Below are 19,980 nucleotides of genomic sequence, written 5' to 3' on the forward strand. Positions count from 1 at the left end.
TCGTCAACACCCTGGCCCTGCGCATCGACACTTCGGGCGAACCGAGCGTCGAGGCGCTGCTGGCGCAGGTCAAGGCGCGCACGCTGGAGGCGCAGAGTCATCAGGATCTGCCGTTCGAGCAAGTGGTGGAAATCGCCCGGCCGGTGCGCAGTCTGGCGCACAGTCCGCTGTTCCAGACCCTGTTCAGTTGGGACAGCAGCGTCGGGCCGACGCTGGCGTTGGACGACCTGACGCTGGAAGGCGTGGCGGCGCAAAGTCATTCGGTGAAATTCGATCTGTCGCTGAGTCTCGGTGAGGCGCAGGACGGCATTCGCGGCGCGCTGAACTACGCCACGGCGTTGTTCGACGAGTCGACGATTCAGCGTTTTGTCGGTTACTTCCAGCAGTTGCTGCGGGCGATGGCCGCCAGTGATCAAACGATCCTCGAGCAGGTGGACTTGTTGGGGCAGGACGAGCGGCGGCTGCTGCTTGAAGATTTCAACGCCACGGCCGTCGATTGCGCGATTGATCAGCCGATCCAGATGCTGTTCGAAGCGCAGGTGCGGCTCCAGCCGGACGCGGTTGCGTTACAGGCGGGCGAGCAATGCCTGACTTACCGTGAACTCAACGAACAGGCCAACCGACTCGCTCATCATCTGCGCGAACAAGGCGTGCAACCGGACTCGCGGGTGGCGATCTGCGTCGAACGCGGTCTGGAACTGGTGATCGGCCTGCTGGGGATTCTCAAGGCGGGCGGCGCGTATGTGCCGCTGGACCCGGATTATCCGCTGGAACGCCTGCATTACATGCTGCAGGACAGCGCGCCGGTCGCGGTGCTGGTGCATGCGCCGACGCGGGATCTGTTTGCAGACAACGCTCTGCCGCTGATCGATTTCGACCGCTGTACCTGGCTTGATCAATCGGAAGCCAACCCGCACGTATCGGGCCTCAGTGCCTCGAACCTGGCCTACATGATCTACACCTCCGGCTCCACCGGCACGCCGAAGGGCGTGATGCTCGAACATCGTGGCCTGTGCAATCTGGTGCATTGGGGCTCGCAGATCTGCCCGCCGACGCCGGATGCGGCGCTGCTGCAAAAAGCCCCGTTCAGTTTCGACGGTTCGGTGTGGGAATTCTTCTGGCCGCTGACGGCCGGTGTACGGCTGGTGCTGGCGCGTCCCGGCGGCCATCGCGAGCCAGCGTATCTGGCGCAGGTGATTCGCGAGCAGCAAATCAGCGTGGTCAAATTCGTGCCGGCGCTGCTGCAACAATTCCTCGAGCTGGAAGGCGTCAGTCAGTGCAGCAGCCTCAGCGACGTGTTCTGCGGTGGCGGCGAACTTACCGCAGCCTTGGCCCGCAGCGTGCGCCAACGCCTGCCGTGGGTGCGTTTGCATAATGTCTACGGCCCGACCGAAGCCACGGTCGACAGCACCGCGTGGACGCTGGAGCCAAAAATGCCGGTGCCGGAGAGCGAGCTGCCGATTGGCAGCGCCATCTGCAACACCCGGCTGTATGTTCTAGATGCGCATGATCGACCGGTGCCGCTCGGCGTCAGCGGCCAGTTGCACATTGGCGGGGTTGGCGTGGCACGCGGTTATCTCGGCTTGCCGCAGATGCAGGCTGAGCGCTTTATTGACAGCCCGTTCGTGGCCGGTGACCGGCTGTATCGCACCGGGGATCTGGTGCGTTATCGCGCCGATGGCAATCTCGAATTTCTCGGGCGCAATGACTTCCAGGTCAAGCTGCGTGGCTTGCGTTTGGAGCTGGGCGAAATCGAAGCGCGGCTGATCGAGCATCCTGCGGTGCGTGAAGCGGTGGTGCTGGTGCGTGACGAGCGGCTGGTGGCGTATTTCAGCATACGCGACGGCGATTCCGCGCCGGGTATTGAAGCGCTGCGCGCGCATGTGCTGGAGCGTTTGCCGGATTACATGACGCCGGGCGCGTTTGTGCTGCTCGACACGCTGCCGCTGTCGCCGAACGGCAAGGTTGATCGCAAAGCCTTGCCGGCGCCGGATCACGCTTCGGTCGTCTGCCGCGAATACGAGGCGCCGCAAGGCGCAGTCGAAAGCGCATTGGCGCAGATCTGGGCCGAGGTGTTGCGTGTCGAGCAGGTCGGTCGCCACGACAATTTCTTCGAACTTGGCGGGCATTCGTTGCTGGCGATCCGCTTGGTCAATCTGATGCAACGTGCGGGGCTGCAAGTGACGCTGGCCGAGCTGTTCCAGCACCCGAGCATCGAGTCTGTCGCAACATTGCTCAGCCGGGGCGACGCAGTTGTCGAGCAGCCGGAAGGCTTGGTCATCGTGCGCGCGGCAGCGACAGGTACGCCGCTGTTTCTGGTGCATGAGTTCAGCGGCAGGGACGTGTATTTCCCGGCGCTGGGCATGCACATCGCTGGCGAGTTCCCGATTTATGGTTTGCCCGGCGTGCCGCTCGGTCAACCGCAACTGCGCACGCTGGAATGCATGGCCACGCGCATGGTCGGGATCATGCGTTCGGTGCAGCCGCAGGGGCCGTATCGTCTGGCAGGGTGGTCGTTCGGCGGGTTGTTGGCGTATGAAATTGCCCAGCAATTGCTTGGGCTGGATCAAGCGGTGGCCTTCGTCGGCATGATCGACACGTATGCGCCGCGCCCGGCCAGTCAAAACAAGGCGCAATGGAGCGGCGCCCATCTGCACGAGCGTCTGTTGCTGCAACATTGCCAGGCGCGTGCGTCATTGTCGGGAGCCTATCAGCAAGCGGCGGTGGCCCGGCTCGAAGCTCAAATGCCGCACATGGACTTCGCAGAGTTGTTCACACATTGCTGCGAGCATCAGTTGCCGGATCCAGAATTGGCTGCGCTTGCGCCCGCCGATGCGTGGCACTACTTCGAACGTGAAGCCGCGCACGGTCAGGCGTTGGCGCATTACCGGGTCAGCCCGGCGAGTCAGCCGATCCATCTGCTGCGCGCCCAGTCGCTGATGCCCGGACAGCTGGAAACCAGCCCCACGCGCTATTGGGGCGAGAAGATCTCGGCGGATTTGCTGCGTTGTATCGATGTGCCGGGCGACCACAAAAGCATGATGCAAGCGCCGCATATCCAGACGCTGGCGGACACCCTCAGCCGCGCACTGGAGGCGGCGAGCGTGCCGGCGCCCGTGACCTATCAACCGCTGCTGACGATCCAGACCGGACAAGCCGCGCAGGCGCCGATCTTCTGCATACCGGGGGCGGGCGACAGCGTGACCGGATTCATCCAGCTGACCGAGGCACTCGGGCCGGAGTGGCCGATCCACGGTCTGCAACCGCGTGGTCTGGATGGCGTCAGCGTGCCGCACACCCGGGTCGAGGCGGCTGCGGCGTTTTATCTGCACGCCATCGAACAGGTTTACCCCGAAGGCGCCGTGCACTTGATCGGTCATTCGTTCGGCGGCTGGGTCGCGCATGCCATGGCCGCGCAGTTGCAAGCGGCAGGGCGTGCGGTAGCTTCGTTGACCCTGATCGACACTGAGGCGCCGGATGACAACGAGGTGACGGGCAAACCGCACACCACCACGGCGGCGCTGCAGTGCTTGATCGAAACGCTGCAATTGTCTTCCGGCAAATCCCTGGAAATCGATCCGCAGGCCTTCGCCGATGCCGACGACAGCACGCAAATGCGCCTGCTGCACGAAGGCATGGTGCGTGCTGGCGTGTTGTCGCCACGCGCGGTCGCAGATGCGATGCATGGTCCGGTGCGCACCTTCGCTACGGCATTGCGCACGCTGTATCAGCCGACCCTGAGTTACAGCGGGCCGGTGCGGCTGGCGCTGGTCGATGACCCGAAACTCGATGCCGAGGGCAATCAGAGTGAGCAAGCGGCGCTGGTCGATGGCTGGCAACGGCAGGTCAGCGATCTGGCGGTGTGGTACGGGCCGGGCAACCACTTCACGATTCTCAAGGCACCGAATGTGTTCAGCCTCGCGGCGTGGTGGCACGACGGGCTGACGCACAAGGCCGGTGAAGTGCTGTCCTGATTTTCTGCAGCCCGGTCGCTGGCCGGGCTCACCCTTAACGGATTTTGTGGGCATTTATGGAAAAGTCGAAGTTGCGCAGAGTCGCTATGGGATTGGCGTTGTTGGCGGTGGGTGGGCTGGTGTTTTATGCGGTACAGGCCCCGGCTGAAGCGCCGCAATACCTGACCGCTACGGTCGAACGCAGTGACATTGAAAACGCGGTGCTGGCTACCGGGTTGCTCGAAGGCATCAAGCAGGTGGATGTCGGCGCGCAGGTCTCCGGGCAATTGAAGTCGCTCAAGGTCAAGGTCGGCGACAAGGTGAAAAAGGGCCAGTGGCTGGCGGAGATCGATCCACTGGTGCTGCAAAACACGCTGCGTCAGGCCCAGGTCGATGAGGAAAACCTGCAAGCGCAACGTCGTGCGACCCAGGCGCAGCTGAAGCAGACCAAAGCGATTTACCAGCGTTATCAGGATTTGCAGGAGGACGCGTCGATCTCGCGTCAGGATTTCGAAACCGCGCAATCCAACTACGAAGTGCAGCAGGCCAATCTGCTGTCGCTGGATGCGCAGATCAAAAGCGCGCACATCCAGATCGACACGGCCAAGGTCAACCTCGCGTACACCCGAATCATTGCCCCGATTGATGGGGACGTGGTCGGCATCGTTACCCAGGAAGGGCAAACGGTGATCGCCAGCCAGTTGGCGCCGGTGCTGTTGAAACTGGCGGATCTGGACACCATGACCGTCAAGGCCCAAGTGTCAGAAGCCGATGTGATCCATATCGAGCCGGGGCAGGAGGTGTATTTCACCATTCTCGGCGAGGACAAACGCTATTACGGCAAGCTGCGCGGCACCGAACCGGCGCCACAGAACTTCCTTGAAACCGCGCCGGCCGGCACGCCCAAGCAAAACACCGCAGTGTTCTACAACGCGTTGTTCGAGGTGCCAAACCCCGATCACCGCTTGCGCATCTCGATGACGGCGCAGGTGCGTGTGGTGCTCGACACCGCCAAATCCACCCTGACGATTCCGGTGGCTGCGCTCGGCCCGCGCAATGCCGACGGCAGTTTTCCGGTGCGTGTACTCGATGCCAAGGGTCAGGCGCAGTCGCGCAATGTGCAGACCGGCATCAACAACAACGTCAAGGTGCAGATCAACGCCGGGCTGGCCGAGGGCGACCGGGTGGTGATCGGTGATCCGGTGTCGAATGTGGCGGGGTCATGAACATGAGCGAACCGCTGCTGCAACTGACCGGCATCACCCGTAGTTTCACTGCCGGAGACCGAGAGTTTCTTGCGCTGAAGGACATCAACCTGACGATCCATGCCGGGGAAATGCTGGCGATCATCGGCGCTTCCGGCTCCGGCAAATCAACGCTGATGAACATCCTCGGCTGCCTTGATTACGCCACTGCCGGCAGCTACAAGATCAACGGCCAGGAAACCCGCGATCTGGACGATCAGGCCCTCGCTGAGCTGCGCCGCGATTACTTCGGTTTCATCTTCCAGCGCTATCACTTGCTGCCGCACTTGAGCGCGATGCACAACGTCGAGATGCCGGCGATCTACGCCGGCACGCCGCAACTGCAACGCCACGCCCGCGCCCGTGAGTTATTGGCGCGGCTGGGGCTGCAAGGGCATCTGACGCATCGCCCGAGTCAGCTCTCTGGCGGCCAGCAACAACGGGTGAGTATCGCTCGTGCCTTGATGAACGGCGGCGAAGTGATTCTCGCCGACGAACCGACCGGCGCGCTCGACACCGCCAGCGGCAGAGAGGTAATGCGTATTCTGCTGGAGCTGCACGCGGCCGGGCACACGGTGATTCTGGTGACCCACGACCCGAAAGTCGCAGCGAATGCCGAGCGCATCATCGAGGTCAGTGACGGTGAAATTCTCAGCGACCGGCGCAACGAGCGTGACACCGCGCAGTTGCCGACCGAGTCGGTGCCAGCCAAGGCCAGCGCGGCGCGGCGCTTGGTAGCCAGCCTTGGGCTGTTCAAAGAAGCCTTCGCCATGGCCTGGGTCGCGCTGATTTCGCACCGCATGCGCACCTTGCTGACCATGCTCGGCATTGTCATCGGCATCACCTCGGTGGTGTCAATCTCGGCCATCGGCGAAGGCGCCAAGCGCTATGTGCTCAAGGACATTCAGGCGATTGGCAGCAACACCATCGACATCTATCCCGGCGCGAGTTTTGGCGACAGTCGCTCGGCGTCTATCGAAACCCTCACGCCTGCGGACGTCACGGCGCTGAATCAACTGTATTACGTCGACAGCGCCACACCCGTAGTCGGGCGCAATCAGCTGCTGCGTTATCGCAACATTGACGTCGATGCGCAGGTCAACGGCGTCAGCCATCTGTATTTCCAGGTGCGCGGGATCAAGATGCAGGCGGGCATTCCATTCAGCGAAAACGATGCACGGCGTCAGGCGCAAGTGGCGGTAATCGATCACAACACCGCCGGGCGCTTGTTCGGCGCGGGGGTCGATCCGCTGGGGCAGGTGATCCTGATCGGCAATCTGCCGTGCACGGTGATTGGCGTGGCGGCGGAAAACAAAAACCTCTTCGCCTCGGGCAAATCGCTGAACGTCTGGCTGCCTTACGAAACCGCTGCCGGGCGATTATTGGGCCAGCGTTATCTGGACAGCATCAGCGTGCGCATCAAGGACGGCCAGCCGAGCAAAGTGGTCGAAGACAACGTGATCAAACTGATGCTGCAACGCCACGGCACCAAGGATTTCTACACCAACAACCTCGACAGCGTGATGCAGACCGTGCAGAAAACCAGCCGCTCGCTGGCGCTCTTGCTGTCGCTGATCGCGGTGATTTCGCTGGTGGTCGGTGGCATCGGGGTGATGAACATCATGCTGGTGTCGGTGACCGAGCGCACCCGTGAGATCGGCATTCGCATGGCGGTCGGCGCGCGGCAGTCGGATATCCGTCAGCAGTTTCTGGTGGAAGCGGTGATGGTCTGCCTGCTCGGCGGTGCGATTGGGATTTCGCTGTCCTACGCCATCGGCCATCTGTTTTCGGTGTTCATCAAGGAATGGGAAATGGTGTTCTCGCTGGCCTCGGTGCTCACGGCAGTGGCCTGTTCGACCCTGATCGGCATCGTGTTCGGCTTCGTCCCGGCGCGCAACGCCTCGCGGCTGGATCCTATCGAGGCGTTGGCCCGCGATTAAACTGGTCAGGCGGCGCTGGATGTGTCCTGCGGCGAATACATCCAGCGCATCAGCGAGTGGCGGCCGCTGATGCCGAGTTTGATCGCGGCACGCTTCAGGTAGCTCTCCACGGTGTTGACCTTGAGTTGCAACTGCTCGGCCAGTTCCGGCGCGGTGCGCCCTGCAAGCAGGCCGACGCAGACTTCCAGTTCGCGGTTCGACAGGCTCAGGCCCAGTTGATCCATGCGCTCGCAAAAACGCAGGCGCAAGGTTTGCAGACCTTGCGCGGCCGCATCCGGAGATTGCTCGGCGGGCACTGCACAGATTGCAGGTTGCAGGGCGTTGATGTGCTTTTCCACCATCGGCAGCAGCACTGGCGAGATGTCCTGCAAGAGGCTGCGCTCGTGCGCCGAGAAGCGTTTGGACGCGCCGTTGCGGTACACCGAAATCACGTAGCGGTAATCGTCCGTGCGGCGGGTCAGGTGCAGCTGCGAGGCATCGGTGACTGGCAAGCTTTCACGGTCGGACCTATCTGATGAGGGCGGTGCGCTGCTCAGTTCCGAGTACACCGTTTCGGCCAGCAGGGCGGCTTCCTTGGCGCTTTCCAGTTCACTGCGAAGGAGCGCGTGCCCGACCGGTTCTACGCGCATCTGGCGAATGTGCGTGGCGTCCACGGCCAGTTGGGTGAGGATCAGATCGTGCAGCATGCGCGGGAAATGCCGGCTGCCGGTGCTGGCAATGACCTTGCCGATGTGCGGGAACAAATGTGAATTCATGTGTTTCATCCATGAGTTGCAATGGGCTGATTGCATCCCGGACGCGCCGACCTTGAGCTCCGTGGCCGACGAAATTCGTCAGGAATTGGATCCTATGCTAGTACAACGCGTAACCAAGCGTTTAATAAAGGCGCTATTAGCTCATAACCGGCCAGTCCGTTGGCCGATATCAATGCAGTCCAGAAAAAAATCGAACCGAGGTAAATCCGCGCCGGTCTGTCTCCTAACGGTCACTCGAAATCAGTTGATCGACAGGGCAGGCAGGAGCATACACATGATTGGCGTCGTCATTCCCGCACACAATGAAGAAGCGTTGCTCCGGCATTGCCTTGAGTCGGTGCTTACAGCTGCGGCGCATCCGCTGTTGGATGAGCCGGTGGAAATCCTCGTGGTGCTCGACAGTTGCTCTGACGGTTCGGCGCGGATCGCGGAGCAAATGGGCATCAAAACCTTGACCACACGCGGACGCAACGTGGGCGAGGCGCGCTGGACCGGTGCTGAGTCGCTGATTGGCGCAGGCGCGCGCTGGCTGGCGTTCACCGACGCCGACACTCTGGTATCGCCGCAGTGGCTGGTGCGGCAACTGGATTGTCGCGCCGATGCGGTGTGCGGAACGGTCAGTGTTGATAGCTGGGACACGCATTCACCGCGAGTTCAGGCCAGATACGAAAGCCTTTACCAGCCGGTCGAAGGCCATCGCCACATCCACGGTGCCAACCTCGGCGTGTGCTCGATTGCCTACCAGCGCGCCGGCGGCTTTAAACATTTGCAGGCGCATGAGGACGTGCATCTGGTGCGTGATCTGGAACGGGCGGGTGCGCGGATCGTCTGGACTGCGAGCAACAGCGTGGTGACCAGTGCACGCAAGGAGAGTCGCTGCCGCCAAGGATTTGCCGATTATCTGCTGTCTCTTGAAACCGCCTGAATCACCATTGAATGCGAGAACCCTATGATCGATCAGCGCAAGCGAGAATCACTGGCGGCATGGCGCAAACTGGCAACCCAATCGCAGTTGCGCATGGATCCGGAAGAACAGTACGACGAATTGCTTAAAGCGGCGGACGACATGGAAGAACAAGGTCTGATCAACAGCGCTGAATGGCGACAGTTGGTGCGCGATGCGGGGAATGTTTTCACCAGCGGTGGTTAGGATGATTTACGCAATACAACAAGGCCCGGCAAATGCCGTGTCTTGTTCATTTCGTCGATCAAGCGGCGATGTTGCCGGCCGCCATTTCTTTCTTGTAACTGGCTTTCATGGCTTCCATCTGCGCGCCCAGCTCATCAAGTCTGGCCTTGCCCAAGAGCTTCTTCGCCTTGGGAAACATTTCTGTCTCCTCTTCTTCGATGTGGTGCTCCAGCAGCTCTTTGACCACTTTCACCCGGCCGGCAAATTCCGGCGTGCCCGGATCGGTGATTTTCAGATCGGGCAGCACCAGTGAGTCGACAGTGCGGTGCTCTTCTTTGGCCTCGTAATACATGATGTCCTCTTCCTTGCTGCCTGCTTCCTTGAAGGCCGGGTAGAGAATCTCTTCTTCCAGTCGGGTGTGAATGGAAATTTCCATTTCCAGTTTGGCCAGCAATTCGACGCGTTTTTTCAGCGCGCGATCGGTGGATTCGCTGAGTTGGCTGAGGATGTCTTTGACTTTTACGTGGTCGGCTTTGAGAAGGTCGATGGCATTCATGGTGGGTTGCCTCTGCGGTTCACGGGTAGACACAGTCCGCTGTCTCGCGGTGCTGCGGATTCCCTGGAGCTGTCGCATTTGCCGTGCCAGTTTTGATCGCTGACCGCATTGCAACAGGATCAAGGACTTGCGCCGCTCAAGGCACAACGCCTTCGTGCAGCCTGCATGAAGCGCGTGTGGCGGGCATTGCAGATCACGGCTCGGGACCATGGCTGTAGCACTCGCCTAGCGCTGGCGCCGCGAGCGCGTTGCCAGCAGATAAGTGCCGAGCAACAGTGCCGCGCCGGTCAACAGCATCCGCGCTGAGGGGCGCGGCATCGCCGGAGCAGGGGGTAGCTGCTCGTAGTCGAGCGGCGGCGAAAGCGTGTCGGCAAGCATGCTGTCCTGGGCCTCGTAGGGCATTTGATTCAGCGGCAGACGGGCGCCGTCCGCCAGCGTCAGCGTCAGATCTTCGATCACCCCGGCCACGCGTCCGGGAAACACCGGTTCGCCGCTGGGGTCGAGTTCGTCATAGAGAAATCGGTTGCCCTCCAGCCAGCCGACAGCCGTGAGCAGTTCCGGGCTGAGGTAATACTTTCCGTCGAGAAAAAATCCTGGAAAGTGCCGCGCGCGTTCGATGCTTTCAACGGTGTAACGCTCACCGGATTTCATACCTGTCGATGGGGCGATCATGGTGCAAGTCCTCCGTGGTGGTCTGCGATAGAGAACACGCGATCACAGCAGGTTCCATCGAAATGCATGACCGGTATGGAGGTTTAGACGCGGGAAATTTGTAGAGGCAATGGGAGAGAGGAAACTCGGCGAAAGTTTGAATTGAATGGCGGATACCAGACGACGGACACGAGAAATCATGCATTTCACGGTAAGTCCACCGCCCGTCGCAGCCAGGCCTGAATTTTGAAATTAACCCGATGGCGTGCCCTTCACATGACTGTGGGGCCGCATTCGATCATTCATCGGATGAGCAGCGACCCTCGTTTTGCCTGAGGAGAATTGTCATGTTTCTACATAACAAACGTCTGCAATACACCGTCCGTGTGGCGCAACCGAATCCGGGTCTGGCGAACCTGTTGCTCGAACAATTTGGCGGAGCGCAGGGCGAGCTGGCCGCGGCGTCCCGCTATTTCACTCAAGCCTTGGCCGAAGATGATCCCGGCCGCAAGGACTTGCTGATGGACATCGCCACCGAGGAACTCAGTCACCTGGAGATCGTCGGCTCGATTATCGTCATGCTCAACAAAGGCGCCAAGGGGCGCATGGCCGAAGGGGTTGAAGAAGAGGGCGAGTTGTATCGCGCGATCAATGGCGCCGGTAATGACTCGCACATCACCAGCCTGCTGTATGGCGCGGGTGCGCCCCTGACCAACTCGGCGGGCGTGCCCTGGTCGGCGGCGTACGTCGACACCATCGGTGAGCCGACTGCCGATTTCCGCTCGAACATCGCCGCTGAGGCGCGGGCGAAGATCGTTTACGAGCGTCTGATGAACGTGACGGATGATCCTGGGGTAAAAGAAGCACTGGGATTTTTGATGACGCGGGAAATCGCTCATCAGTTGTCGTTCGAAAAAGCCCTGCATGCAATCCAGCCGAATTTTCCGCAGGGCAAGGTTCCGGGGATGCCGGAGTTCACTAATGTCTACTACAACATGTCCCAAGGCGAAGGCAGCATGCGCGGACCATGGAACGAGGGTGAGGATTGGGATTTTGTCGAGGATCCGGCGCCGGCGGTGGACGGCGGTGACGGTACGGCCAGCGTGCAGCTCAGCGCAGAAGATGAAGACCTGTTGCTGAACATGAAGGTCCGGACAATGTCCGATCCTGAAAGCAACCCGATCACCGGTGCCGATCTGGGTGCCGGTGTGCAGGGCGAACCGCGCGACTGATGAAATTACCGCACGCCCTCGCGGCGTGCGGTGATCGTCAATGGGAAAGAGGAGATTTTCATGCCGCAACCTTCACCTTCGCTGGGATCGCCCGTGCGCTCATGGCTGCGTCAGGTTTCACGCTCGGGATGGGGCGGCATTTTTTTCTGGCTGGTGCTGGCCGGCGTGGCCGTTTTGCTGTTGCTCAGCGGTTACGGCGCGTTCGTCGGCGCCAACAAGGACAATCTGCACTACGCCGTTCTCGGCGGCATGTCGGGCTTCGCTGCAACCGCTCTCGGCGCGGTGATGGCGATTGCCTTGCGCGACATTGCCGCGCGCACCCAGGACATCATGCTCGGATTCGCCGCGGGCATGATGCTCGCCGCCAGTTCGTTCTCGCTGATTCTGCCGGGCATCGAAGCGGCGCAGGCACTGTTTGGTAACCCGTTGCTGGCCGCCAGTGTGGTGGTGGCGGGGTTGGCGCTGGGCGTGGCGTTGATGGTCGGGCTGGATCGCTTCATCCCGCATGAACATGTCGAAAGCGGACGCCGCGGGCCGCAAGCGCAGCGCATCAACCGGGTCTGGCTGTTCGTGCTGGCGATCACCTTGCATAACTTGCCGGAAGGCATGGCGATTGGCGTGAGCTTCGCCAACGGTGACATGCAGGTCGGTTTGCCACTGACCACGGCGATCGCCATTCAGGATATTCCCGAGGGGCTTGCGGTGGCGCTGGCCTTGCGGGTAACCGGCATTTCGGCGCTGCGGGCGGCGTTGATTGCGGTCGGTTCCGGGCTGATGGAGCCGTTGGGCGCGATTGTCGGGCTGGGCGTCTCCAGCAGTTTTGCCTTGGGCTACCCGATCGCTTTGGGGCTGGCGGCCGGTGCGATGATTTTTGTGGTGTCGCACGAGGTGATTCCCGAAACCCACCGCAACGGCCACGAGACGCCGGCCACACTGGGCCTGATGCTGGGTTTTGGCGTGATGATGTTTCTCGACACGGCGCTGGGCTAGGACCGCACTGCCTGCGGTGGGTCGCTGCGCGAAGCCGCCAGCAGCGCCGCGAAGGCGTGTTTGTCCACCGGGCGGCTCATGAAATAGCCCTGCACTTCGTTGCATTGATCCTTGCCGAGAATGTCCAGTTGTTCCTCGGTTTCCACGCCTTCGGCCGTCACGGTCAGACCCATGGCCTTGCCCAGGCCGATGATCGCTTGCACCACTGCGCGATCATTGTCGCCGCTGCTGATCGAGGCAATGAAACGCTTGTCGATCTTGATCCCGTCGAACGGGTAAGCGCGCAGATAGCCCAGCGACGAGTAGCCGGTGCCGAAGTCATCCATGTTCAGGCGCACGCCGAGTTCCTTGAGCGCAGTCATGGTGGTCAGCGCGCCGTCAGTGTCGTTGAGCATGACGTTTTCGGTGATTTCCAGCTCCAGCCGACTGGCCGGAAAACGCGTTTCGACCAACACTTCACGCACATCCTCGACCACATCGCTTAGCGCAAACTGCGCCGGCGAGAGATTGACTGAAAGAAACACGTCACTCGGCCAATCGAGTGCCGTTTGACAGGCTTCACGCAGCACCCAGCGACCGAGCGGCACGATCAGATCGGTTTGCTCGGCCAGCGGAATGAACAGGTCCGGCCCGAGCAGGCCTTGGGTCGGATGCATCCAGCGCACCAGTGCTTCGACCGAAACGATCTGCTTGCCATCGACCTTGTAGCGCGGTTGGTAGTGCAGAACGAATTCGCGGTTCTTGATCGCCAGGCGCAAGTCGTCCTCCAATTGCCGGCGACTCTGAATCTGATCGCTCATGTGCGCTTCGAAATAGCACCAGGTGTTCTTGCCGTCGGACTTGGCCTTGTACAGCGCAATGTCGGCGCAACGGATCAACTCGCCGGGCACATAACCCTGGCGTCGGCTGAGGGCGATGCCGACGCTGGCACCGATGTGCAGCGGGTGATTTTCGTAGTTGATCGGCTGATGCAGGCTGCCGATCAGCCGCGTGCAGAACTTGTCGATTTCCTGATGAGTGTCCATGCCGTTGAGTACCACCACGAACTCATCGCCGCCCAAACGGGCGACCAGGTCCAGCTCGCGGGTGCACTCGCGCAGACGGCTGGCGACTTCCTGCAACACCGCATCACCGGCCGGGTGACCCAGCGAATCGTTGATCGGTTTGAAGTTGTCCAGGTCAATCACCAATACAGACATGGGCGCGGAATGCTCCTTGTGCAATAGCGCTTCATCCAGATAGCGCGCGAGTTTGTTGCGGTTGGGCAGGCCGGTCAGCGCATCGTGCATCGACAGGTGCTGGATCTGCGCGTGTGCGGCGACTTCGTCGGTAATGTCGCTTGCGGTGCCGCGATAGCCAGTCACCGATCCGTTGTCGAAGATCGGCCGTGCGGACAGTCGGCAATGGCGCTGCTGCCCGGACTGGTCGCGGTAGGTGCAGCGCAGGTCGCTGGCATTGGTTTCCTCTGGCAACTTGTTGAACCACAGATCCAGCGGTGTGGTGTCGCAGACCAATAATTCGCCGATGTTGCGGCCCAGCCAATGCGCCTCGGAATAGCCGGTCACTTCGCTGAAACGGGCGGAGAGATAAGTGATGGACTGGTGATTGTCGGTTTCCCAGATCCAGTCCGAAGCCGCTTCGGCGACCGCACGAAAGCGTTCTTCGCTGGCCTCCAGCGCACGATTGGCAGCCTGCATGGTTGCGAAACTGCTGTCGACGAAGCGCGAAGAGCGCAATGCATGGCGGAAAAAGTAAGCGGTCAGCAGCATCAACACCAGTAACGTGCCGCCCAGCGGCGGCAGTAATGACCAGAGCAGCTGTTGGCCGGGTCGATCCAGATCGGCAATCAGGCTGTAGCCGGTGCTGTCGAGCGTAACGCGCGGCTGTCCGGCATCGATGGTTTCGTCTGGTGCCAGCGACAGGTTGTTCAGGCCGTAGCCGCTGCCAAGCTTGCGCAGTTTGGTTGGCGTGAGCTTGTCGACGAACACCAGTACCGAAGTTGTCTGCGGGTCGCCCAGCGGTCGCTCGTCGTTGGGGATGATCGCCGCAGCAGTAATCAGTGCGGGCCAGCCTTCAAAAAGCGAGTAGGTGGCAATCGGTTTTGTCAGATCCGGCTGGCTCTGTACTTGATCGACCAGATTTGCGGCGGACATTTGCAAGAAAGTCGAGATATTCGAATCGAGCATTTGACCGCGAACCACGCTGTACTTGGTGCGCTCGCGATCGAGCACGAACACGCCGTCATAACCGTCGCTGGTGAACAGGGTTTTGCCGATATTTTGCTCGGTGAAAGCCCAGTTGATGTCGATCTCACCGCTAAGGTGCTCGTAGGCGCTGGTCCAGTAGGCGTAACTGGTGATGTAGTTTTTCGAAGCGATCATACGGTTTTCCAGCGCGCGGGCTGAATAGAATCTGGTTTCGTTGACGTCCTGGGTGTCGAGATGGCTGGCGATGCCAAGCAGGGCGCTGGCGGCAGCGAACACGCCGACGATAAACAGCAGACCCACGGCAAATGCCAGGCGCCGGGTCACTGCGCTTTGAGGAGCGAGGATTGGCGCCGTGTAAGTGGAGGTTTGCATTTCGCTCGTCCTTGATCCGTTTGCTACGGCATCTGGAACACTGCAGTTGGCAGATTGTTCAGATCTTCTGCGGGCTCCCGCTGATCCGAATAGCCGAAAGCATAGTGAACTCGATTTGGCTTTGCCCGCCCTTATCTGAAACGGCTGACATTTCTTTCACTGATCGAGTGCAAGCGGAGGAGATTCCGGGGTCGGTTCCGGTGGTTTAGTCGTCTGGGTGGGAGGTCTTGGGATGGTGCTTACGCGAACTTGCGATGCGTCCTACAGTTTTAGGTGGGTTATTCCTATTAATGACAGCATCTTTGATGCGAAAAAAAGCCCACTTCAGCCGAAACTGAAGCGGGCTTTCCCCGCATTGATGACCGTTACTTCAGGTCGTCAAAGTGGTCTCGCAGGAATTCGTAAAAGCGGAACGCTTTAAACGATCTCCATACGAGGCTCAGCGTACGCAGCAAAAGCTTCATACGTTTTGGCCTCCAGGTTGGGGGCCGCCTCCAGCGCACTTACCGGAAAACGTGTGCCTTCAGCCTACAGGTCAGTGTGGCTTGTGAGGCGGCCGGTCGAGATCCCTCCGAATCATCATTCCGGCACGGGTGCAAAACCGTGTCGGAGGGCATGAAACTGTTGGGTCGCCGGTCAAACCTCACCGCTGTACTGTCATGTGAGCGCTGGCATCCTAACCTAGAAACTCACTCTTATAAGGCTCATCTTTGTTGTCTAGAGCGTTTGAGTTGCCGTTTTTTGTAAAGCGTTATTTCTGTCAGGTATTTGCTGAAAAGTTTATTGTCGTAATGGTCTGTATATGCCTTGAACTGCGGCAAAAAAGAACGAAAGAAATCCGTTGCGGGCAATAGCAAAGGCTAATAACATGCGTCCACGTCAGTGTGGCTTGTGAGGCAGTAAGCTTCGGTCGCAAACCGAGGCTTACGAAAAAATACCGTCCCGCAAAGACGGTTTTTTTTCGCCTGTCATTTACCCCTCAATCTAGACACTGCACACCCGCTCGGCCACTTGCGCATCCTGCTCGGCCTTCACCCCCGACACCCCGACCGCGCCAATCACCTGCCCCTCAAACACAATCGGCACGCCGCCTTCGGGCGAGGCCAACAGCGTCGTCGATCAGTTCGATCCAGTGCCTCACGGGCGTGCGACCCGCGCCGTCGAGGTGGGACTGACAGCCGATATTGGCTGTGGCGATGATTTCCGGGTGACCACTTTCCAGTGCATTGAGTTTGTTGTCGCGCAGCTGCCGCGCCAGTTCAGGTTGGGTCAGCGAATAGGTGCCGGCCGAGCCGCAACACAGATGCGCGTCCGGCACAGCGGTGAGGCTGAAGCCCAGAAGGATCAACACCGACTCCACCGCGCCGCCGAGTTTCTGTGCGTGTTGCAAGGTGCATGGGCAATGGAATGCCAGTCGTCGATCCCCGTGAACACCGAGGGTTTCCAGTGGCTCACCCTTGAGTACTTCGACCAGATCTTTTGCCAGCGCGCTGACTCTTTTGGCCTTATCGGCATACGCCGGATCGGCCCGCAGCAGATGCGCGTAATCCTTGATGAACGCGCCGCACCCGCTGGCGGTTTGCACAATCGCTTCGGCGCCAAGTTCAATGGCCGGCCACCACGCATCGATATTGTGCCGGGCGCGATCCAGACCCACGTTCTGTGCATCGAGGTGATAGTCCACCGCGCCGCAACATCCAGCTTCAAGGGCGGCAGTGACGCTGATCTCCAACCGATCCAGCACCCGCGCCGCTGCCGCATTGGTATTGGGCGACAACCCCGGCTGCACGCAACCTTCCAGCATCAACACCTGTCGCGCATGTCGGGTCACCGGGCGTGATCCAGGCGCCGCTGCGTTGCGCGGCAGTTTGGCCTGTAAACTGCCCGGCAGCAGCGCACGAAACACCTGGCCGCTGCTGATCAGCCGTTTGAACAACCGGGCATTCGGCGCCACGCTGCGCAGTCCTTCACGCAGCAAACGCTGACCCATCGGACGCGGCACAGCGGCATCGACCACTGCGCGACCAATATCCAACAAATTGTGATAATCCACCCCGGACGGGCAGGTGGTTTCGCAGTTGCGGCACGACAGGCAGCGATCCAGATGCTCTTGAGTCTTGCGCGTGACCTGATTGCCTTCCAGCACTTGCTTGATCAGATAGATGCGCCCGCGTGGCCCGTCGAGTTCATCGCCGAGCAGTTGATAGGTCGGGCAGGTCGCGTTGCAAAAGCCGCAGTGCACACAGCTGCGCAGGATTTTTTCGGCCTCTTCGGCGCGCGGCAGTTGCCGGGATTCTGCGCTCAATGTGGTTTGCATGGCTCAAAGCTCCGCGTACAGACGGCCGGGATTGAAGATCCCGCGAGGGTCGAGTTGTCGCTTGAGGGATTGATGATAGTGCAGCAGGGCCGGCGGCAGCGGCTGGAACGGACTGTCCACCAGGCCATGGCTGTAGCTGATTGCATGTCCGCCGACTTCGCCGACTAGTTTGCGAATAACCGCCGCATCAGCATCGGACTTGAGCCAGCGCTGCGCACCAGCCCAGTCGAGCAACTGCACGCCGGGCAGATTCAACAGCGGCGTATTGTTCGGTACTGACAAGCGCCACAGCGGTTGGATTTCATCGAAAAATGCCAGTCGATGCTCATTCAAATCCGCCCAATACGCGGCATCAAGCAACTCGCCACCCAATCGATCATGCGCCGCCGCCACCGAACCCTCGCCACCCTCCAGACGCAGATGCAAACGCTCGCCATCGTGACAAGCCGCGCTGATCGGCAATGGCTGTTGCCCCCATTCGGCCAGTCGCAGCAGGGCGCGTTCGCTGTTCATCTCAAGACTGATGCTCAGGCATTGACGCGGTTTCGGCAGCACTTTCAGTGAGACCTCGGTGATCACCCCAAGCGAGCCATAACTGCCGGCCATCAACCGCGACAGGTCATAACCGGCGACGTTCTTCATCACCTCACCGCCGAAGCGCAAATGTTTGCCATGGCCTGTGATGACCTGCGTACCGAGCACAAAGTCGCGCACCGAACCCGACCACGGGCGGCGCGGCCCCGACAAGCCACTGGCGAGCATGCCGCCCACCGTGGCGCCCTCGGCGAAGGCGGGCGGTTCGCATGGGAGCATTTGCTGCGCGGCGTCGAGCACTTCCAGCAATTCATTGAGCGGCGTGCCACAGCGCACGCTGACCACCAGTTCAGTCGGATCATAGCTGACGATGCCGCGATGACTGCGCGTATCAAGTATCTCGCCAGCAACGATGCGCCCAAGAAACACCTTGCTGTTGCCGCCCTGAATGCGCAACGGCGTTGCGTTTTCCAGCGCCTGATTGACCTGCTCGAGCAACGCCGCGCTGTCGTCGAAATCCTGCGCATTACCCATCAGAATCGCTCCAGCTCAGGGAACGGCAACTGCCCGCCATGCACGTGCATCGCGCCAAACTCGGCGCAGCGCTGCAGAGTTGGAATGTTCTTGCCCGGATTGAGCAGGCCACTGGGGTCGAACGCCGCTTTCACTGCATGAAACAGGGTCAATTCGTCGCTGTTGAACTGCGCGCACATCTGATTGATTTTCTCGCGCCCGACCCCGTGTTCGCCGGTGATGCTGCCGCCGACTTTCACGCATAATTCAAGAATCTTTCCGCCCAATGCTTCGGCGCGATCCAGCTCGCCGGGCTGGTTGGCGTCGAACAGAATCAATGGGTGCATATTGCCGTCGCCGGCATGGAAAACGTTGGCCACGCGCAGGCCGTACTCGGCGGATAGCTGTTTGATCGCGTGCAAGACGCCGGGCAATTCACGCCGCGGAATCGTGCCGTCCATGCAGTAATAATCCGGCGATAGACGCCCTACGGCCGGGAAGGCATTTTTGCGCCCGGCCCAGAATCGCACGCGTTCGGCCTCGTCGCGTGCCTGACGTACCTCGGTCGCGCCGGCTTGCTCCAGTACCTGGCGCACCCGGTCGCAGTCGTCGTGGACATCGGCTTCGACGCCATCCAGTTCACACAGCAGAATCGCTTCGGCGTCCACCGGATAACCGGCGTGGATGAAGTCTTCAGCGGCGCGGATCGCCAGGTTGTCCATCATCTCCAAACCACCGGGAATGATCCCGGCAGCGATGATCTCGCCCACCGCGCGCCCGGCCTTTTCCACCGAGTCGAAGGCGGCCAGAAGCACTTTCGCGGTTTGCGGTTTGGGTAGTAGTTTGACGGTCACTTCGGTGATCACCCCGAGCATGCCTTCGGAACCGGTGAACAGCGCCAGCAAATCAAATCCCGGAGAATCCAGCGCATCGGAACCAAGGGTCAGGTGCTCGCCATCGACCGTCAGAATGTCGATCTTGAGCAGGTTGTGCACGGTCAGACCGTACTTCAGGCAATGCACGCCGCCAGCGTTTTCCGCGACATTGCCGCCAATCGAACAGGCAATTTGCGACGACGGATCCGGCGCGTAATACAGCCCGAATGGTGCCGCAGCCTGTGAGATCGCCAGATTGCGCACCCCCGGCTGCACCCGCGCCGTACGCGCCGCCGGGTCAATTTGCAGAATATTGTTGAAGCGCGCCATCACCAGCAACACGCCTTTCTCCAGCGGCAACGCACCGCCGGACAATCCGGTCCCCGCACCACGCGCCACCACCGGCACCCGCCGTTCATGGCAAATCCGCAGAATCCCCTGCACCTCATCCAGATGCCGGGGCAACACCACCAGCAACGGCGTGGTGCGGTAGGCGGAGAGGCCATCGCACTCATATGGCTTGAGTTCTTCGCGATCGTGCAGCACTTGCAGATCCGGCCATTGGCTTTGCAGAGCCTGCAGCAGCGCGGCTTTATCGACGTCCGGCAACACACCGTCGAGCTGTTCGTCGTAGAGAATGTTCATGATCGGTGGCGATCCTCCTTGTAGTTTTTAGAGGTGTGGATCGTTGGGCGGCTCAATGCATCATTGA

At 60.6% G+C, this 19,980-nt stretch carries 14 protein-coding genes and 1 pseudogene (1 of these 15 only partly in view); 7 read left to right on the forward strand and 8 right to left on the reverse strand.

The genetic code is table 11. The features are described from left to right. The 3 genes in view from ACP7EE_RS11130 to ACP7EE_RS11140 are tightly spaced (at most 56 nt apart) and all read left to right on the forward strand, a layout consistent with a single transcriptional unit that may run on beyond the window. On the forward strand, positions 1 to 3,974 hold the final stretch of the coding sequence (locus ACP7EE_RS11130; RefSeq protein ID WP_426234533.1) for a non-ribosomal peptide synthase/polyketide synthase. 13,834 nt of this gene lie to the left of the window's left edge; 3,974 of the gene's 17,808 nt are visible here — the last part of the coding sequence; its start codon lies beyond the left edge, outside the window; the stop codon is at positions 3,972 to 3,974. Between the two features lie 56 nt (positions 3,975 to 4,030). Next, positions 4,031 to 5,179 (forward strand): macrolide transporter subunit MacA, encoded by a 1,149-nt coding sequence (gene macA / locus ACP7EE_RS11135; RefSeq protein WP_426234534.1) that lies wholly within the window; start codon positions 4,031 to 4,033, stop codon positions 5,177 to 5,179. Between the two features lie 2 nt (positions 5,180 to 5,181). Beyond that, on the forward strand, positions 5,182 to 7,137 hold the full coding sequence (locus ACP7EE_RS11140) for a MacB family efflux pump subunit (RefSeq protein ID WP_426234535.1): 1,956 nt from the start codon (positions 5,182 to 5,184) through the stop codon (positions 7,135 to 7,137). A gap of 5 nt (positions 7,138 to 7,142) precedes the next feature. On the opposite strand, the gene ACP7EE_RS11145 is transcribed toward ACP7EE_RS11140, so the two are convergent. Continuing rightward, a complete protein-coding gene (locus ACP7EE_RS11145) occupies positions 7,143 to 7,892 on the reverse strand; it encodes a helix-turn-helix transcriptional regulator (RefSeq protein WP_426234536.1) in 750 nt (249 codons plus the stop codon). A 274-nt stretch (positions 7,893 to 8,166) separates the two neighbouring features. Here ACP7EE_RS11145 and ACP7EE_RS11150 point away from each other — a divergent pair, with 274 nt between their 5' ends. Continuing rightward, positions 8,167 to 8,817, forward strand: a complete 651-nt coding sequence (locus ACP7EE_RS11150) for a glycosyltransferase (RefSeq protein ID WP_426234537.1) — start codon at positions 8,167 to 8,169, stop codon at positions 8,815 to 8,817. 24 nt (positions 8,818 to 8,841) lie between these two features. Further along, positions 8,842 to 9,042: a hypothetical protein gene (locus tag ACP7EE_RS11155; RefSeq protein WP_420648844.1), complete on the forward strand. Its 201-nt coding sequence runs from the start codon at positions 8,842 to 8,844 to the stop codon at positions 9,040 to 9,042. Positions 9,043 to 9,100: 58 nt separating this feature from the next. On the opposite strand, the gene ACP7EE_RS11160 is transcribed toward ACP7EE_RS11155, so the two are convergent. Together ACP7EE_RS11160 and ACP7EE_RS11165 are read right to left on the reverse strand one after the other, a co-directional pair. Next, positions 9,101 to 9,577: a hemerythrin domain-containing protein gene (locus tag ACP7EE_RS11160; RefSeq protein ID WP_426234538.1), complete on the reverse strand. Its 477-nt coding sequence runs from the start codon at positions 9,575 to 9,577 to the stop codon at positions 9,101 to 9,103. A gap of 225 nt (positions 9,578 to 9,802) precedes the next feature. Further along, entirely contained in the window at positions 9,803 to 10,249 is a 447-nt protein-coding gene (locus tag ACP7EE_RS11165) for a short chain dehydrogenase (protein ID WP_426201460.1), read from the reverse strand. A gap of 326 nt (positions 10,250 to 10,575) precedes the next feature. Between ACP7EE_RS11165 and ACP7EE_RS11170 the strand changes: the two genes are divergently transcribed. Continuing rightward, entirely contained in the window at positions 10,576 to 11,460 is an 885-nt protein-coding gene (locus ACP7EE_RS11170) for a manganese catalase family protein (RefSeq protein ID WP_426234539.1), read from the forward strand. A gap of 60 nt (positions 11,461 to 11,520) precedes the next feature. Next, positions 11,521 to 12,450, forward strand: coding sequence for a ZIP family metal transporter (locus ACP7EE_RS11175; protein WP_420648840.1), 930 nt, complete (start codon positions 11,521 to 11,523; stop codon positions 12,448 to 12,450). Here ACP7EE_RS11175 and ACP7EE_RS11180 read toward each other — a convergent pair. From ACP7EE_RS11180 to glcD, 5 genes and pseudogenes are all read right to left on the reverse strand, one after another. Further along, on the reverse strand, positions 12,447 to 15,029 hold the full coding sequence (locus ACP7EE_RS11180; RefSeq protein ID WP_426234540.1) for a bifunctional diguanylate cyclase/phosphodiesterase: 2,583 nt from the start codon (positions 15,027 to 15,029) through the stop codon (positions 12,447 to 12,449). The two genes, ACP7EE_RS11175 and ACP7EE_RS11180, sit on opposite strands and share 4 nt — an antisense overlap. A 979-nt stretch (positions 15,030 to 16,008) precedes the next feature. Next, positions 16,009 to 16,148, reverse strand: a pseudogene (locus tag ACP7EE_RS11185) (heme-binding protein); the annotation flags it as partial. After that, complete coding sequence (glcF, locus tag ACP7EE_RS11190) at positions 16,099 to 17,346, reverse strand: glycolate oxidase subunit GlcF (protein WP_426234541.1); 1,248 nt, start codon at positions 17,344 to 17,346, stop codon at positions 16,099 to 16,101. The gene glcF and the pseudogene ACP7EE_RS11185, both read right to left, overlap by 50 nt. 3 nt (positions 17,347 to 17,349) lie before the next feature. Next, positions 17,350 to 18,414: a glycolate oxidase subunit GlcE gene (gene glcE / locus ACP7EE_RS11195; RefSeq protein WP_426234542.1), complete on the reverse strand. Its 1,065-nt coding sequence runs from the start codon at positions 18,412 to 18,414 to the stop codon at positions 17,350 to 17,352. Next, entirely contained in the window at positions 18,414 to 19,913 is a 1,500-nt protein-coding gene (gene glcD / locus ACP7EE_RS11200) for a glycolate oxidase subunit GlcD (RefSeq protein WP_426234543.1), read from the reverse strand. The genes glcE and glcD overlap by 1 nt, the downstream gene beginning before the upstream one ends. Between the last annotated feature and the right edge of the window lie 67 nt (positions 19,914 to 19,980).

The sequence above is a fragment of the Pseudomonas sp. TWP3-2 genome (assembly GCF_049897765.1).
Lineage (GTDB): Bacteria > Pseudomonadota > Gammaproteobacteria > Pseudomonadales > Pseudomonadaceae > Aquipseudomonas.

What these genes read in the sequence shown, in the direction of transcription:
- macA (WP_426234534.1), top strand. Translation starts at nt 4,031, where the DNA reads ATGGAAAAGTCGAAGTTGCGCAGAGTCGCTATGGGATTGGCGTTGTTG.
- ACP7EE_RS11140 (WP_426234535.1), top strand. Translation starts at nt 5,182, where the DNA reads ATGAGCGAACCGCTGCTGCAACTGACCGGCATCACCCGTAGTTTCACT.
- ACP7EE_RS11145 (WP_426234536.1), bottom strand. Translation starts at nt 7,892, where the DNA reads ATGAATTCACATTTGTTCCCGCACATCGGCAAGGTCATTGCCAGCACC.
- ACP7EE_RS11150 (WP_426234537.1), top strand. Translation starts at nt 8,167, where the DNA reads ATGATTGGCGTCGTCATTCCCGCACACAATGAAGAAGCGTTGCTCCGG.
- ACP7EE_RS11155 (WP_420648844.1), top strand. Translation starts at nt 8,842, where the DNA reads ATGATCGATCAGCGCAAGCGAGAATCACTGGCGGCATGGCGCAAACTG.
- ACP7EE_RS11160 (WP_426234538.1), bottom strand. Translation starts at nt 9,577, where the DNA reads ATGAATGCCATCGACCTTCTCAAAGCCGACCACGTAAAAGTCAAAGAC.
- ACP7EE_RS11165 (WP_426201460.1), bottom strand. Translation starts at nt 10,249, where the DNA reads ATGATCGCCCCATCGACAGGTATGAAATCCGGTGAGCGTTACACCGTT.
- ACP7EE_RS11170 (WP_426234539.1), top strand. Translation starts at nt 10,576, where the DNA reads ATGTTTCTACATAACAAACGTCTGCAATACACCGTCCGTGTGGCGCAA.
- ACP7EE_RS11175 (WP_420648840.1), top strand. Translation starts at nt 11,521, where the DNA reads ATGCCGCAACCTTCACCTTCGCTGGGATCGCCCGTGCGCTCATGGCTG.
- ACP7EE_RS11180 (WP_426234540.1), bottom strand. Translation starts at nt 15,029, where the DNA reads ATGCAAACCTCCACTTACACGGCGCCAATCCTCGCTCCTCAAAGCGCA.
- glcF (WP_426234541.1), bottom strand. Translation starts at nt 17,346, where the DNA reads ATGCAAACCACATTGAGCGCAGAATCCCGGCAACTGCCGCGCGCCGAA.
- glcE (WP_426234542.1), bottom strand. Translation starts at nt 18,414, where the DNA reads ATGGGTAATGCGCAGGATTTCGACGACAGCGCGGCGTTGCTCGAGCAG.
- glcD (WP_426234543.1), bottom strand. Translation starts at nt 19,913, where the DNA reads ATGAACATTCTCTACGACGAACAGCTCGACGGTGTGTTGCCGGACGTC.